Source organism: Acinetobacter sp. TWP2-2-3 (genome assembly GCF_049896445.1).
GTDB lineage: Bacteria > Pseudomonadota > Gammaproteobacteria > Pseudomonadales > Moraxellaceae > Acinetobacter.
This window is the reverse complement of record NZ_JAFCUI010000005.1, coordinates 1-16,075: the sequence shown is the minus strand read 5'-3', so window position 1 is coordinate 16,075 and position 16,075 is coordinate 1. Positions and strand designations below refer to the sequence as shown.

At 44.0% G+C, this 16,075-nt stretch carries 15 protein-coding genes and 1 pseudogene; 9 read left to right on the top strand and 7 right to left on the bottom strand.

Annotated features, from left to right (window positions below; translation table 11 throughout):
- Positions 1-176: 176 nt before the first annotated feature.
- The 3 genes from dut to ACP7AK_RS08525 form a co-directional block, all read right to left on the bottom strand.
- Positions 177-629 (bottom strand): dUTP diphosphatase, encoded by a 453-nt coding sequence (dut, locus tag ACP7AK_RS08535; protein ID WP_004646127.1) that lies wholly within the window; start codon positions 627-629, stop codon positions 177-179.
- A gap of 47 nt (positions 630-676) precedes the next feature.
- Positions 677-2,716: a UvrD-helicase domain-containing protein gene (locus tag ACP7AK_RS08530; protein WP_005104798.1), complete on the bottom strand. Its 2,040-nt coding sequence runs from the start codon at positions 2,714-2,716 to the stop codon at positions 677-679.
- A 137-nt stretch (positions 2,717-2,853) separates the two neighbouring features.
- Positions 2,854-3,507 (bottom strand): OmpA family protein, encoded by a 654-nt coding sequence (locus ACP7AK_RS08525; protein ID WP_004646124.1) that lies wholly within the window; start codon positions 3,505-3,507, stop codon positions 2,854-2,856.
- A gap of 252 nt (positions 3,508-3,759) precedes the next feature.
- Between ACP7AK_RS08525 and ACP7AK_RS08520 the strand changes: the two genes are divergently transcribed.
- The 6 genes from ACP7AK_RS08520 (at position 3,760) to ACP7AK_RS08495 (ending at position 8,279) form a co-directional block, all read left to right on the top strand.
- Entirely contained in the window at positions 3,760-4,701 is a 942-nt protein-coding gene (locus ACP7AK_RS08520) for an acyltransferase (RefSeq protein WP_425879567.1), read from the top strand.
- A gap of 2 nt (positions 4,702-4,703) precedes the next feature.
- Entirely contained in the window at positions 4,704-5,768 is a 1,065-nt protein-coding gene (locus ACP7AK_RS08515; protein WP_409655442.1) for a preprotein translocase subunit SecA, read from the top strand.
- Positions 5,769-5,927: 159 nt separating this feature from the next.
- Positions 5,928-6,641, top strand: a complete 714-nt coding sequence (minC, locus tag ACP7AK_RS08510; protein ID WP_114541550.1) for a septum site-determining protein MinC — start codon at positions 5,928-5,930, stop codon at positions 6,639-6,641.
- A gap of 66 nt (positions 6,642-6,707) precedes the next feature.
- On the top strand, positions 6,708-7,520 hold the full coding sequence (gene minD, locus ACP7AK_RS08505; RefSeq protein ID WP_004646120.1) for a septum site-determining protein MinD: 813 nt from the start codon (positions 6,708-6,710) through the stop codon (positions 7,518-7,520).
- A gap of 2 nt (positions 7,521-7,522) precedes the next feature.
- Positions 7,523-7,795, top strand: coding sequence for a cell division topological specificity factor MinE (minE, locus tag ACP7AK_RS08500; RefSeq protein WP_004279256.1), 273 nt, complete (start codon positions 7,523-7,525; stop codon positions 7,793-7,795).
- 196 nt (positions 7,796-7,991) lie between these two features.
- Complete coding sequence (locus ACP7AK_RS08495) at positions 7,992-8,279, top strand: PA4642 family protein (RefSeq protein WP_153567141.1); 288 nt, start codon at positions 7,992-7,994, stop codon at positions 8,277-8,279.
- A gap of 62 nt (positions 8,280-8,341) precedes the next feature.
- On the opposite strand, the gene ACP7AK_RS08490 is transcribed toward ACP7AK_RS08495, so the two are convergent.
- Entirely contained in the window at positions 8,342-11,401 is a 3,060-nt protein-coding gene (locus ACP7AK_RS08490; protein ID WP_114541556.1) for a DNA translocase FtsK, read from the bottom strand.
- Positions 11,402-11,650: 249 nt separating this feature from the next.
- On the opposite strand from ACP7AK_RS08490, the gene trxB reads away from it, so the two are divergent.
- The 3 genes from trxB to ACP7AK_RS08475 all read left to right on the top strand — a co-directional run bounded on the left by trxB (position 11,651) and on the right by ACP7AK_RS08475 (position 14,274).
- The gene (trxB, locus tag ACP7AK_RS08485; RefSeq protein WP_121980281.1) at positions 11,651-12,613 is read left to right on the top strand and encodes a thioredoxin-disulfide reductase; all 963 of its coding nucleotides are present in this window, start codon (positions 11,651-11,653) and stop codon (positions 12,611-12,613) included.
- 92 nt (positions 12,614-12,705) lie between these two features.
- A complete protein-coding gene (aat, locus tag ACP7AK_RS08480; protein ID WP_425879562.1) occupies positions 12,706-13,437 on the top strand; it encodes a leucyl/phenylalanyl-tRNA--protein transferase in 732 nt (243 codons plus the stop codon).
- 21 nt (positions 13,438-13,458) lie between these two features.
- Positions 13,459-14,274, top strand: a complete 816-nt coding sequence (locus tag ACP7AK_RS08475; protein ID WP_425879560.1) for an arginyltransferase — start codon at positions 13,459-13,461, stop codon at positions 14,272-14,274.
- Between the two features lie 15 nt (positions 14,275-14,289).
- Here ACP7AK_RS08475 and rimI read toward each other — a convergent pair whose 3' ends face one another.
- From rimI to ACP7AK_RS08460, 3 genes and pseudogenes are all read right to left on the bottom strand, one after another.
- A complete protein-coding gene (rimI, locus tag ACP7AK_RS08470; protein ID WP_425879558.1) occupies positions 14,290-14,748 on the bottom strand; it encodes a ribosomal protein S18-alanine N-acetyltransferase in 459 nt (152 codons plus the stop codon).
- A gap of 105 nt (positions 14,749-14,853) precedes the next feature.
- Entirely contained in the window at positions 14,854-15,735 is an 882-nt protein-coding gene (locus ACP7AK_RS08465; RefSeq protein WP_425879556.1) for a metal-dependent hydrolase, read from the bottom strand.
- A 223-nt stretch (positions 15,736-15,958) separates the two neighbouring features.
- Positions 15,959-16,075: pseudogene (locus ACP7AK_RS08460) on the bottom strand (hypothetical protein); the annotation flags it as partial.

The window sequence follows — 16,075 nt, the reverse complement described above, 5'->3', positions numbered from 1 at the left end:
ATCTGATTAGATATTTGATCACTACATAAATTTTTAGATTTAAATAATTCTACTTGGCCGAAAAATAAGGTTTTATTTTTTAAATATATTTCAACCCACTCATTTTTTTTAATATTTAATCTAATCAACTAAAAATGGCTTACATCCAGTTAATGAATGTAAACCATTATTAAAACTTAGTTTTTACCCGTATGACCAAAACCGCCAGCACCGCGTTCAGTCGCTTCGAATTCATTCACCAGATCGAATTCAGCTTGTACCACAGGAACCAACACATACTGCGCCAAACGTTCACCTGGCTCTAAGCTGAATGCCGTCTGACTACGGTTCCAAACGGATACCATCAATTCACCCTGATAATCAGAATCAATTAAACCTACCAGGTTACCCAACACGATCCCATGTTTATGGCCCAAACCCGAACGTGGCAAGATCAGACCAGCAAATGCAGGATCTTCAATATAGATTGCTAAACCAGTTTTTACCAAAACCGTTTGGCCTGGTTCAATGATTGTGGTTTCTGCAACACACGCACGCAAATCCAGCCCCGCTGAACCTGTCGTAGCATAAGTCGGTAATGGCCATTCCTGACCAAGACGCGAGTCAAGGACTTTCACCTGAACTTTCATGTATTCATTCCTGTTGTTTCATTTAAAATAAGTGACAGCGCTGCACCTTATCGTTTGATGAGGTTACGCAAATTATCAAGATAATGTTGGGCTTGTAATTTCGGATCGATGTTGCTTGCCAGCTTTTTCTTACGACCTAACCATTCCAGCTCATCTTCTGGTAATTCATCCAGGAAACGGCTTGGGGTCATTTGCTTCATCTGCCCGCCCGCCTTGCGCTGTTCTGCCAAAGTAATGGTCAAGCCCTGACGTGCACGGGTAATACCCACATACATCAGACGGCGTTCCTCTTCGACCGTTTCTGCAGCGATCGAGTTTTTATGTGGCAGAATTTCTTCTTCCAGCCCGATCAGATAGACATAAGGAAATTCCAGACCTTTAGACGCATGCAAAGTCAATAAATTGACTTTATCGGTGTCCTCTTCTTCCTGCTGCTGCTCGAGCATGTCCAGCAGCACCATTTTACGAATCACACTTTCAATATTTTTTTCATCAACATCTTCAGCGCGGTTAATCAGGCTTTGAATGCTGCTATAGAGCACTTCGATATTGTCGAGCTTGGTCTTTTCCTGCGCTGGTGTGGCTGCAGTTTCCTTGATGTAATCGATATAACCGGCTTCAATCATCATCTGGCGGATAATTGGCACTGGTTCATCATCATCCAGTAAATTGCGGGTAAAACCCTCAATAAAATCGGCAAACTCAGCCAATTGAGTCGTGGCCTTTTTCGGAATCGCCATGGTCAGACGCTGATCCGCAGCCGCAGCCAGAAGCGACAGATTATTTTCCTGAGCAAATAGACCGAGCTTTTCCAGCGTTACCGGACCAATTGCCCGTTTTGGCGTATTGATAATTCGTAAAAATGCACTGTCATCTTCAGGGTTAATGATCAAGCGTAAATAGCTCATCATGTCCTTGATTTCGGCACGTGCGAAGAAGGACTGTCCGCCAGATAATTTATACGGAATCTGCATCTGGCGCAGATGGGTTTCTAAAATACGCGCTTGGAAATTGCCGCGGTACAACACCGCATAATCTTTCCAGCTTTTACCGTTCATCAATTTATGCGTGATCAGGTCTTTAACCACGCGTTCTGCTTCATCATCATCATTGCGGCAGGTAATCACACGGATCACTTCACCATGGCCTTTGTCCGACCAAAGCTTTTTATCAAAAATATGCGGATTATTACCAATCACGGTGTTGGCTGCTTTGAGAATACGACTGGTCGAACGATAGTTCTGTTCCAGTTTAATCACTTTTAAATTAGGAAAATCCTGCTGCAGCAAGGCCATATTTTCCGGTTTAGCACCACGCCAGGCATAAATCGACTGGTCATCATCGCCTACGGCGGTGAACTGTCCCATCACGCCAACCAGTAATTTCACCAGAATATACTGCGCCGTATTGGTATCCTGATATTCATCGACCAGCAAATAACGCACGCGATTTTGCCATTTGTCACGAACTTCGGCATTTTCCTGCAGCAAGCGCGTTGGCATCACAATCAGGTCATCAAAATCCACGGCGTTATAGGCACGCAAATTACGTTCATATAATTGATATAAATGCGCAAACTGCACATCTTCGGCAGTTTCACAGGTGGTATGTGCCTGCTCGGGTGGAATCAGATCATTTTTCCAGTCCGAGATCATTTTCATGGCTTTGGCAATCAGTTCTTTGCTTTCTGCACCGGATAAATTGTCACGCTGCATCAGATCCATCAGAATGCGTTTACAGTCGTCAGCATCCAGAATCGAGAAATTATTTTTCAGTGGGGTATGTTTCAACTCCAGGCGCAGCATATTCAGGCCAAAAGTATGGAAGGTCGAAACTGAAACGCCTTTACTTTCTTCACGCGTCAACAATTTGCTGACACGCTCTTTCATCTCACGTGCTGCTTTGTTGGTAAAGGTCATTGCGGTAATACGATGTGCGGGAATCCCGCAATGCTTGACTAAATACGCGATTTTTCGCGTGATCACTGAAGTCTTGCCTGAACCCGCTCCTGCAAGTACTAACAAGGGTCCTTGAGTGTATTTCATGGCTTCAAGTTGCTTGTCATTTAACTGACTGGCGAGTGACATATGGCTTCCTCTTCTAGATTCGGCTCCGATTATAGTCATCTCTGCGTCAGTTGCCTAATTTAAAATACGATTAATCAGATCAATATTCAGATATAAAAAAACCACCCGAAGGTGGTTTTTTCTTAAGCGTTCAAGAATTATTGAACTGCATATACCGCGATTTCTACACGACGGTTTTGCTCTTTACCTGCGGCAGTTGTATTGTCTGCAATTGGGTTCGCTGAACCTAAACCTTGAGCATTAATACGTGTACGTGAAACACCTTGGCCTGCCAAGTAAGTCGCTACAGAGTTTGCGCGTGCTTGAGACAATGGCAAGTTAATTGAGTCATTACCCGTGCTGTCTGTATAACCAGTTACAAGAATACCGCTCTTGTTATCTTCAGTTAATACTTGCGCTACTTTGTTCAAAGTGCCATAAAAGTTTGGTTTGATATTTGACTTGTTCGTGTCAAATGTAATGCTGCCCGGCATCACAAGGTTAATCGAACCATCTGCATTACGGTTAACGTCTACACCAGTACCAGCTGTTGCTTGACGTAATTTTTTCTCTTTGTTATCAAGATACACACCCGCTGCACCACCAACAACAGCACCAATCGCTGCTGCACGGTTATTTTGACGGCTGGTATTCGCATTGCCTTTAGAAACACCGTAACCTGCTGCAGCACCAATTAAAGTACCTAGAGCAGCTTTATCATATTCCACACCACCGATGTTATTACCAGTTGATTGACAACCTGTAAGTGCTACGGCCCCTGCTACAGCTGCTGAAATGACTAGTGCACGCATCGCATGACTCCTTGTTGTATGCTTTGTTGTTAAGCGAGATAATGATTTAAATTGAATGGGCTAACCATTGAATTTTTGTTAATAATAAATCGTTTAGTAATATTTTGTAATGTTTATATGTAACTAAAACCAAGTAGTTCGTCACAATATCTTCATAGTTTCCTGTTTAGGCTTTTTTATTTGCCTAACTGTCTCTATATTACTCAAAATATGAAAAAATTTAAGTGATTAATCTCTGGGGACTGTTTGGATATGTCATCGAATAGCAACAAGCAACCGACTTTAAAAAAACTGGCGCGTGGCCTGACGGTCACATCCGTCATGACGGGCAGTACTTTTTTTCATGGCCCCCCGGTGCTGGCCTTGGGTTTAACCAAACTTTTTAAAAAATCCGCAAAAGTGGATGAAACCAATATCAAGATTACCAACAGCTGGTTAGGGGTCAACAACTGGCTAATTGAGCATGTGCTGAAAAATACCGAATGGCAAATCAGTGTAGATGAATCACTGGATTTGAATATGCAGGGCCGTTATTTGATGACCTGTAATCATCAAAGCTGGGTCGATACCACGGTCAACCAGTACTTCGGTCTGACCCGTATGCCCCTGACGCGTTTCTTTACCAAATGGGAACTTATTTTTATTCCTTTTGTTGGTCAGGCCTTTAAAATCTTGGGCTTCCCGATGATGAAGCGGCATAGCAAGGAACAGATTGCTAAAAATCCTGCACTGAAATATCGGGATATGGAAGAAGCACGCAAATCTTGTGAACAGTTGATCAGTCAGCCTTTTACCCTGTTAAATTATCTGGAAGGCACGCGTTTTACCCAAGAAAAGCATGATCAGCAGCAGTCACCCTATACACATTTACTGAAACCTAAAGCCGGTGGTCTGGCATTGGCGCTCAGTATTCTCGGCGATAAAATTGATGCGCTGGTCGACATGACCATTGTTTATCCTGACGGTATTCCGGGCTATGGTGAATTTTGGTTAGGTGAAGTGCCACGTATTGCGGTAAATTTAAGAAAAATTGATATTCCTGACTGGGTGCTCGGTGGCAATTATGAAGATGATGCTGAATACCGTGCACGTTTCCAGAAATGGATAGATCAGATCTGGACTGAAAAAGATCAGCTCATCGCACAAATGCAGCAGAACTTTGCCCAAGCCCCGATCGGATCTGTAACTGAGTAATTATGAACAACGACAACCCGGACATTACCTCCAGCTCATTTAAATTTGTTCGTAAAGGAACATGGGGCTGGAAAATTGCACTGATTTACGACATTTTCATGATGGTTTTAATCATCATCAATCTGTTCTGTCTCAGTGCCAACGCCATTTTAATGAGCGATTTTGGTCAGTGGTTGTTTGACTTCATTCGTTTACCGGAAATCTTGCAGTTTTATAAAAGTGATTTACGCCCTTGGGTCATCATTACCGAGGGCTGGTTTACCACTTTCTTGGTCTGTGAATTACTGGCACGCTGGGTCATCGCAATTGTCCTGCGTCATCATCGACGCTGGTGGTTCTTCCCTTTTGTGCACTGGTATGAAATTTTATCCATTATCCCTCAGCTACGTTTCCTGCGCCTGCTGCGAGCCGTCGCGATTGGCTACAACCTGCATAGCCATGGTTATAAAGTAATTCCCAATCGCTGGTATCGCCAAGGCAACTTTTATTACAACATGCTGATGGAAGAGCTTTCTAGTCGAGTGGTACTGACTGTACTGGACGGTATTAAACGTGAACTGACCACGAGCACATCACATAAACAGTTAATTGATGATTTGGTGGAACATCATCGTAAATTACTGGCCATTGCCTTGGCAGATATCTTGCAGGAATCTTTAGGCAAGGAATTACAGTCACAACGTTCCATGATCGCTAAAAATGTAGGGCAAGTAGTGAATCAGGCGATTGAAGACACTCCTGAATTGACCCAATTATTACGTTTGATTCCAATTGTGGGCAGCCGGATTGAACAGCAAATTCAAAGTATTGGTCAACGCCTGGGTGAAAATATCACGCAAGGACTGATTGAACCATTTACCCACACAGGTCAAAAAGAAAATCCGACTTTTACCCTAATTTCAGATAAAATCAGCCAGATTCAGATTGAACATAATCCACATATTGATAAATTGGTCGAATCGGCTGTTTTTGAAACACTTGAAGCAATCCGAAAACAGGTGAAAGTCAAACAGTGGCAACAGATTTTAGAAGAACATGAGCAAAATCAGAGCTCAATAGATAAGTAAAGTTTAAAGTACAGAATCAGATCAATCCGTCCGGTTCTGTTCGCATAAAAAAATAACTGAGATCGCTAGAGAATTACTGCAATTTGTTCTAGGATTTGCACTATTTACAACATTGCTTCGACACCAAACCAGCACGTCAGAAGTATTTAAGGAAGAATTATGGCTGATATACGGATAAAAGGCAGAATGGTCAATGCGATACGCATTAGCCTAGATACCAATGATCATGATGCAATCCGCCAGCAACTTAGCCCAAAATTACAAGCAGCGTTTCCACCCGGCACTTTGGCAGTCATTGAAAGTTCAGTTGAACAGGAACTCATTGCGCTGATCCAACTATTAATCAGTCTGGATGTACAGCCTATGGCTGTTACTGAAGGCTTACTTGGAGATCAGGCGCGCGCCATTCAGTTCCCGGTACTGCCACCTGATCGACAGTTAGAAGAAATTAAAGCCACCAAAGAACAGGTGGTGGAAGTTAAACCAGAACCTACAGCGGTGAATGATAATCAAGCACCTGCTGCTCCGATCGTCGCGCATATCACCTCATATCATGATGAAATCCTGCGTACCGGCCAATGTATCGTGCAGCATAATGGCGACATTATTATTAATGCCGGTATCAACAGTGGCTCAGAAGTGATTGCTTCAGGCAATATTCATGTTTATGGCAGCGCACGTGGTCGGGTCATTGCGGGTGCGGGTGGCAATACTGCAGCACGCATTTTCTGTCATAGTCTCGAAGCAGAACTGATTTCAATTGCAGGAACCTATTGTGTGGCGGATGATATTCCACCGCATGTAGTTAAAAAATCTGTGCATATTTACTTGAATGATCAACTAGAGCTTGTATTTGAAGCTCTACAATTTTAATGTATAAATAAACACCAAAAACCCCATTTTAAACAGGGTATTTGAACCATAACAGGAGTGGATTCGGTGGCGAAAATTGTTGTCGTAACGTCAGGCAAAGGTGGTGTAGGTAAAACTACAACGAGTGCATCTTTTGCAACAGGTTTAGCCCTACGCGGTCACAAAACTGTTGTTATTGATTTTGATGTAGGTTTACGTAACCTTGATTTGATTATGGGCTGTGAACGCCGTGTAGTTTATGATTTTGTGAATGTTTTAAATAACGAAGCACGATTACAACAAGCACTGATTCGCGATAAAGATATTGAAAATTTATATATTTTACCTGCATCACAAACACGTGATAAAGATGCCTTAACCGATGAAGGTGTTGCTCGTGTAATGGATGAACTTTCGCAGGAATTTGATTATATTATCTGTGATTCGCCTGCCGGTATTGAGCGTGGTGCTATTTTGGCCATGTATCATGCGGATGAAGCCATCATTGTGACCAACCCTGAGATTTCTTCAGTACGTGACTCTGACCGTATCATTGGTATGCTCGACAGTAAAACTAAAAAAGTAGAACAAAACGAAGGTCGCATTCGTAAGCATCTGTGTATTACCCGTTTCAATCCGGAACGTGCCGATAAACAGGAAATGCTAACGATTGATGATATTTCTAAGGATATTTTACGTGTACCGACCTTGGGCGTTATTCCTGAGTGTCCAAGCGTTTTACAGGCATCGAATGAAGGTAAGCCGGTGATTCTTTTCACTGAAGCTTCTGCAGGTCAGGCCTATGATGATCTGGTTGCGCGTTTCCTTGGCGAAGAGCGTCCTTACCGTCATATCGAGGTAAAACCTAAGGGCTGGTTAGCACGACTATTTGGAGCGTAGACATGGCAGGATTCTGGAGTAAACTTTTTAGTGGCGAGGATAAACCATCAAGCGCACGGACTGCTAAAGACCGTTTGAAGGTGATCGTTGCATCCGAACAAGGCTTGGGTCGTCGCTTGAGCCAGGACAAAATTGACCAGATGAAGACTGAAATCATGCAAGTGGTCAATCGTTATGTTCGCGGTGTCGATGAACAGCATATTCAAATGCAGGTCCGTTCTGAAGCCAATATTGAAATGCTTGAAATGAATATCAATTTACCTGAAGAACGATAATCTGATTTTTGATTGGTCAAGTAAATTGATTCAAGGCAAAATATGAGAGTGGTAGAAATAGTAGTTTAGCTATATTCCGCCCACTTGAAGCATAGCTTCAAGTCTTGCGACTAGGCAAAGCAGTGCTTTGCTAATCTAGTCTCATATTTTGCCTTTTTTCATGCCGAAAAAACTACATTAGATCAAGGAAATTGCGATGGCATTATCTCAACCAGCGACCTTTAACGAAGAATGGTCAGATGAGCGTGTATTTGCCTACCTGAACCAGCTTCCTCCTGCAGGTGTTAATGCTGATTTTCACGTGCTCTATCATGCTTTCAAGCATATGCGTCCATTTGATTATGAACGCCTGTTGACGAAATTTGTCGCTGATGGCCGTGATGTCAATGCAACCAATCCGGAAGGCCAACGCATTCATGACGTGATTGCCACCTACCCACGTCAAAGTGCCGAGTTTCTGGATGTATTGGCAAAATTTGCCTGAGTCAAAAATACATAAAAAAGCCTGCTTTGAAAGCAGGCTTTTTTATTGAAGATATACTGAAACTAAACCAGAATTTCGCGTTTGCCGTTGGCGCCCATGCCGCTGACAATGCCGTTTTCTTCCATCTGGTCAATGATCCGCGCAGCACGATTATAGCCCAGACTGAATTTTCTCTGTAAGGATGAAGTGGAAGCCTTACGGGTTTCTAGTACAAAAGCCACACACTGGTCATACAGTGCATCGCGGTCTGATCCACCGTCGCCACCATCTTCAAAACCGCGACCCGATGGCTCTTCATCAAACGGTGTCAGGATCTCGTCGACATAGTTTGGTGAACCACGTTCACGCCATGCATCACAGATCCGGTTTACTTCATCATCGGCAATAAATGCACCATGCACACGCTCAGGTTCAATTTTACCCGGGCCCAAGAACAGCATGTCACCATGACCGAGCAAGTCTTCAGCACCACCCGCATCCAGAATGGTACGCGAATCGATCTTGGAGTTGACCCGCAATGCAACACGCGTCGGAATATTGGCTTTGATCAAACCGGTGATTACGTCTACTGATGGACGCTGGGTCGCAAGCAACAGGTGAATACCAGCAGCACGTGATTTTTGTGCCAGACGGGTAATCATTTCTTCAGCTTTTTTACCCACCTGCATGATCATATCCGCGAACTCATCCGCAACAATCACAATAGAAGGCAACGGTGTTAAGCGCGGCGCACGCTCACCCACAACAGAATCGCTGGCTTTCCAGGTTGGATCGATCAGGTCTTCACCATTGGCAATCGCCTCTTCCACTTTGCGGTTATAGTCGCTCAGTTTACGGATTTTCAGGAAAGACATCAGTTTATAACGACGTTCCATTTCATTGACACACCAGTTCAATGCGCTGACCGCATCTTTCATATCGGTAACTACAGGCGTCAACAAATGTGGAATATCGTTATAGTTCGCCAGTTCCAGCTGCTTCGGATCGATCAGAATAAGACGCAATTCATCCGGTGTATATTTCAGCAACATCGATAGAATCATCGAGTTGACCGCCACCGATTTACCGGAACCTGTGGTTCCTGCCACCAGCATATGCGGCGCTTTACCCAGATCAGCAATCACCGGATTACCGGAAATATCCTTACCCATTGCCATGGAGAGGATGCTATTCGGATCAGTGAAGGCTGGAATGGTCAAAAGTTCGATCAAACGGACCATTTCACGGGTACTGTTTGGTACTTCAATTCCGATATACGGTTTGCCCGGAATGACTTCAACCACACGCACCGATGCCATCGACATCGAACGTGCCAAATCACGCGAAATATTCGTCACTTTAGAGGCTTTTACTCCTGGCGCCAGATCCAGTTCAAAACGTGTCACGACTGGGCCTGGCTGTGCTTCTACCACTTTGGCTTTGACGTTGAATTCTTGCAACTTGATTTCAAGCAATTCAGATAAACGTGCCAGCTGCTCTTCAGTAAAATTCACTTTTTTATTCGGATCGACTTCATCCAGTAAATCCAGACCTGGAAGCGGTGATAAATCTTTTCGGCGCTCCACCACCTGCATGGCACGTGACATCGGACGGCCTGAAGCATCAGTTAAAGGAGCATCAAAATCAAACTCGTCTTCATCTTGTGGTTTACCAGCCGTTTCTTGCCAGGCTTCTACAAATTCTTCTTTAGATAAAGCCTCGCGTACTGCTGCATGAGTTGCAGAAGGAGGAGATACTGGTTGCTCTATACCCTGATGCTGAATTGGTGCCTGAACAAAAGCAGAAGATTGGGCATAGCTTGATGCACGTACTGGTTGGCTTGGCTCATCTTCTTCAATCAGTAAATCACCCAGGTCATCCAGATCGGCCTGTAATGCGCTATTTTTCACGACATGTGCCGTTGTCATAGACGCCATGACAGGTGCAACATTGGTCATGTCTTCTACAATTCTTGCCGTCTTTTCGGCTGGCGCTGTATTGAATGGACTATGCACATCGGTCGCAGTTTTGCCTTGCGGAACTGCAGCCAGAAGTTCATCAAAGATTTCATCATCATCCCAGTCCAGGCCTGTATGTGGAGCCGATGCGGTTCTGGTGTGAGCATGAGTCTGTGCTGAAACAGGTTGAGGAGCGGTTATATGTGAGACTGGAGAATTAAGCTGTTCTTCTTCGGCTGCTTTGAGTAAGGCATCAATATCCTGTTTATGGCGCTGATCTTCATTTGAATGTAAGGCACGCCACACCTCGCCTGTCGCTACCACACGATCCGGCTGTTGAGGCACTTGCTGTACTTGCTTAAATGTCTCGACTGGCTCAGGAGCCTGCTGCTCAGCCTCAGGAATATCCTCATAAAACTGCGGTTGTTGTGATTCTTTATCGGCAAAATCATCAAATAAGCGTTCAGCCACCTGATCGCGCACCACCGGATCTATTTCTACCAGTTGATGCTCAGGCGCAGGTGTTACTGCAACCGCTACTTTTTTTGCACTAATGACTGGCTCTTTTTTGGCGACAGGTGCAGTCCGGTCAAAATCAGACATGCCTTCAGGCACATTGCGGTAGAACAGGTCTTGTAAATAAGCAGGGGTTGCTTTGAGGCTGCTCCAGGTCTTGTTCCATTTCACCCCAAACGCCAAGGTAAATAGCACCACCCAAAGCACCAGCAGGAAGAATGCTGCACCGTATACTGTCAGCAGTTGTTCCAGACTCTGGCCTAATTCATAGCCAATAATACCGCCGGAAGAATTATCCAGCGTATCAGCAGGGACTTGCCAAAATAAAAACAACAGCGCTGAGGTGGTCAGCAACAGGAAGAATTGCGCAGCATAGCGAAATGGCCGGTTCAGGAAGCTACGCGGCCACCAGACCTGAATCGCTTCCATAAACAGATAGACAGGGATCAGCAGACTTGCCCAACCAAGGAAGCCAAACAAAAGGTCTGCAATCCAGGCACCCGCTACCCCACTGGCATTCGAAACGGTCTGCGTATCACTGGAGATATGCATCCACCCCGGATCAAATGGCGTATAGGTCACTGTTGCAAGAAACAGATAAATCCCAAATGAGACTAAAAATAATGTCATTACTAAGCGCTGTGCATAGGCACTCGACACCGCTGTCATATACTGTCCTGTAACCAATTCTTCATGAATATTCTTTTGCTTCAATGCTTGAAAAAAGCGACGCAATAAAATACATATTATGCACCTGTTCTGTGAAAAAAGATGCACTATTGTGCAAGCACAATGTTACTTATGCTATATAGCCCAAATCGATTTCAATGATCAATAATATCGACTTTAATCTCACACCACTGTTATACAGTTTCACGTATAATTCAATAAATTTCTAAATAAAAAAGGATACAGCTGATGAGCGCACGTCACTCACGACTGATTATTTTAGGTTCTGGCCCTGCAGGCTATAGCGCAGCAGTATATGCAGCGCGTGCAAACTTGAAACCTACCCTGATTGCAGGCTTGCAACTGGGCGGTCAGCTGACCACGACGACTGACGTCGATAACTGGCCGGGTGATCCCGAAGGTTTGACTGGTCCCGCATTGATGGAACGTATGCAGGCACATGCAGAGCGTTTTGGCACTGAAATCGTGTATGACCATATCAATGAAGTGGATCTTAGCCAGCGCCCGTTCGTGTTAAAAGGCGATATGGAAGAATTCACCTGTGATGCCCTGATTATCTGTACCGGTGCAACTGCCCAATACCTCGGTCTGGAATCTGAAGCAGCCTATATGGGTCAAGGTGTCAGTGCTTGCGCAACCTGTGATGGTTTCTTCTATAAAAACCAGAAAGTTATGGTCGTAGGTGGTGGTAATACCGCTGTTGAAGAAGCGTTGTATCTATCTAATATTGCTTCTCACGTGACTCTGGTTCACCGTCGTGATTCACTACGTTCTGAAAAGATCTTGCAAGATCATTTATTTGCCAAAGAAAAAGAAGGCAAGATCAGCATTATCTGGAACCATCAGGTCGATGAAGTTCTAGGCGATGCACAATCTGGCGTGACCTCGGTTCGTCTTAAATCAACTCAAGATGACTCTACTCAAAACGTTGATGTGACGGGTATGTTTGTGGCGATTGGTCATAAGCCAAATAGCGCCATGTTCGAAGGCCAGTTAGAGCTTCGTGACGGCTATATCCAGGTGCAAAGCGGTACTGCAGGTAATGCAACACAAACTTCCGTACCGGGTGTATTTGCAGCAGGTGATATTGCGGACAGCATTTATCGTCAAGCCATTACTTCTGCGGGTTCAGGCTGTATGGCTGCGCTGGATGCAGAAAAATATCTTGATGCGATGGGTAAACTAGACTAAGCAGCAAGAATAAAAAAGCCGTCCATTATGGGCGGCTTTTTTATTGCTAGAATGAGATGATGATTTATCTATAGATTTATGTTGGGTCTGCCATGTCTTTACTTCCTCCCTCAGAATTCATTTTTCCCAATCCGGTCGAGGTTGATCCTGAAGGTGAAGGATTGATTTGTATTGGTGCAGACCTCTCCCCTTCCACACTTTATGAAGCCTATACGCATGGATTATTTCCATGGTTTTCAGAAGGTGATCCGATTTGCTGGTGGAGTCCGGAACCACGCTGCATTATTCGCCCCGAAGATTATCATCCAAGCAAATCCCTGCTACGCAATATGAAAAAGCAGGACTATAAAATTACGGTCAATCATGCTTTTGAAAGAGTGATTCGTTCCTGCTCCCTACCCCGTGCTTATGCAGACGATACCTGGATCAGTGAAGATATTATCGCAGGCTATTGCGACATGTTCGACGCAGGATATGGCTATAGCATTGAGGTCTGGGATGAAGATCGCGTCGTCGGTGGACTTTATGGTGTGACCATCGGTCAAGGCTGTTTTGGTGAATCTATGTTTAGTACGCAAACCGATGTTTCTAAAATGGCTTTCTATACCTTAATGCTGATTGGACAGGAAAATAAACTACCCTGGATCGACTGCCAACTGGTGAACGATCATCTGTTAAGCCTGGGTGCCTGCACACTTTCTCGCCAAGTTTATCTTAATTCTTTACAAGATATTGTAAAAAAGCCTGCGATTGATTGGAAAAAGTATCAGGAAGGTGTATTTTCAAGTAAAACAATAGCGCAAAACACGCGCTTAAGTGAATGAAAATAACAGAGGGTAGTTGTTATGAACTCTTATCAGCCAAAGGCCCTACTGAACGATTTACAGTATTATATTACGCCGCCGCATGATTGTAGCTATTTGCCCAACAAGTCGGCGCGCATGGTTTTTCTGGATCCTGCACATCGAATTGATGTAGTCACTTTATCGGAACTGTCACGTACCGGTTTCCGTCGCAGTGGTGATTTCGTCTATCGCCCCGAATGTCATCTGTGTCGTCAATGCCTATCTTCGCGTGTGCCTGTCGCTGAATTCCGCATGAACAGTTCACAAAAAAAAGCCTGGAAACGTAATCAGGATCTGGTGATAAAAATTACCAGTCCAGATCACGCCGGGGACCTACATTATGCGCTGTATGAACGCTATATCAATGAACGCCACGCAGATGGCGATATGTTCCCACCCACCCGGGATCAGTTCGAAAAATTTTTATTGCAAAGCTGCACCGACAGCTTCTTTCTAGAATTATGGCAAGGTGAGCGTCTAATCAGTGTTTCAACCTGTGACTTGCTGGATGATGGCATTTCTGCCGTCTATACCTTCTTTGACCCAGATGAAAATCGCCGCTCACTTGGTGCTTTTGCAATCTTGAAACAGATTGAACATGCACAAAAGCTGGGCTTACAATTTATCTATCTGGGATATTGGGTGCCGCATTCTAGCAAAATGAATTACAAATCTCAGTATCTGCCACTGGAACTCTTGATCGATGGACAATGGCGACGCTTAAATCATGCCCTAAGTGCCACGGAGATTCAGCACTTGGGAAACTCATTAATGACGACCTTACCCAGCGGATGGAATCACCAGATTATTAAATAAGGTCGTCAGTTTGTATTATTTAAATAGACTAGCAAAATCATCCGTACATGCTTTTACCATAATGATGGCATGTTCACGGCTTCCGTTGGCATTTGGATAATAGTTCTTGCGCAGATCAATCTGATGAAAGCCTGATTTTTCATATAGCTTGATCGCAGCCTGATTACTCTCGCGTACTTCCAGGAAAATCTGTACCGGATTATTTTTTAGCATCGCCACTGAAGCCTCCAGCAACTGATAGCCCAAGCCCTGACCTTGCTGTGCCGGATTAATTGCCATGAGCAATAAATTGGCTTCATCCAGCACTGGTTGTAAAATACAAAATCCGGCCACCTGCCCTTGCACTTCAATCACGGTACTTTGATAAGCCGTTACAGCATCTTCGAACTGTTTTAAAGTCCAGGGATGTGATTGAACCGATCTCTCAATCTTTGCAACGGCTTCTACATCCGCTGCTTGCATTAAACGAATCATCTTCGTTCATCTTATATAGAATCAACCTCCGCATTATAGAAACTTCATCCAAAAAATCGAGCAAAAAAAAGAGCGATTTCAGTCGCTCTTCAATATTCAGTTCTGTCACAAACCCAATTTAGCTTTCCAGATCGCCAACAGTTGATCTGTATGATGATCATTCGGATGGAATCCCGGTTTAAAATACATCAGCATTTCTTTCGCCATACCGGTAATGACCCCTTTAGAAGGACTATAGGCATAGGTATAAATGGCTTTTAAGGACTCAAGATTAAACTGCTGATCCTGTTTGAGCAATCGCGCAAGGAAATAACTTTGCACCACAAATAAGGTTGCCATTGCGATGACCAAGGATGAAGTACGCAGTGCATAGGCTTTTAGGCCTTTGCCAAAAACTCCTTCAAAGACATCATATGCAACTGCCTTATGTTCATTTTCCTCGATAGCATGCCATAACCACATGGTTTTCATGGTTTCATCTGTCATCAATTCCTGAATGTGGCTATTGGTCAAAAGCTGTGAGGCAATGGTTGCAGTGAAATGCTCAAGTGCCGTAGTTGCAGTCAAATCTACCATTTCTTGGGTAATTCCCACAGGCTTACCCAGTTTAGCCATGACTTTACGTGTCGTTTGAATGACTTTATCGGTATAACGATCAAGCGTCTCGACATCATGCCCATGTTTTTGCGCAGAAGCATTAAAGCCGATATGCTCGTGAGTATGCATGGCTTCCTGACCAATAAAAGCAGAAATTTCTTTTTGTAATGCTTCATTATTGGCAATTGCAGGATGGTTACGTACCGCGCGGACTGAATCTATAAAAAACTTTTCACCTGCTGGAAATAGCGCAGATAATGCGGTCATAAAATGAGTGAGACCTGCTGAACCATTCATCCAATATTCCGGTACAGCATCAAAATCAAAGTTCATGCGACGAACTGGAAAACTAGCACCCGCACGATTGGTAATATTTACTTTCGCATTCATGTGACCACTCCCATCAGGCCAACCCAGGCCCAAAAATGTAATATTCATATTCTTATCTGTATATTACGTGGTAATTTTTTTTACATAAGTGCAGTTTAGGTCAAGCCGATATCAGATAAGGACAGCTTTTGAAATCATTGTCAGACAATTTATTTTTAGTTTTATAAAAGTTTGAATCAAAAAAAAGCGCCTCAAAGAGGCGCTTTTCTTACACAATCAGCGATTATGCAGTTACTTTAGCAACTACACCAGCACCAACTGTACGACCGCCTTCACGGATCGCAAAACGTAGACCTGGGTCCATTGCGATCGGGTGGATTAGCTCTACTGACATCTCAAC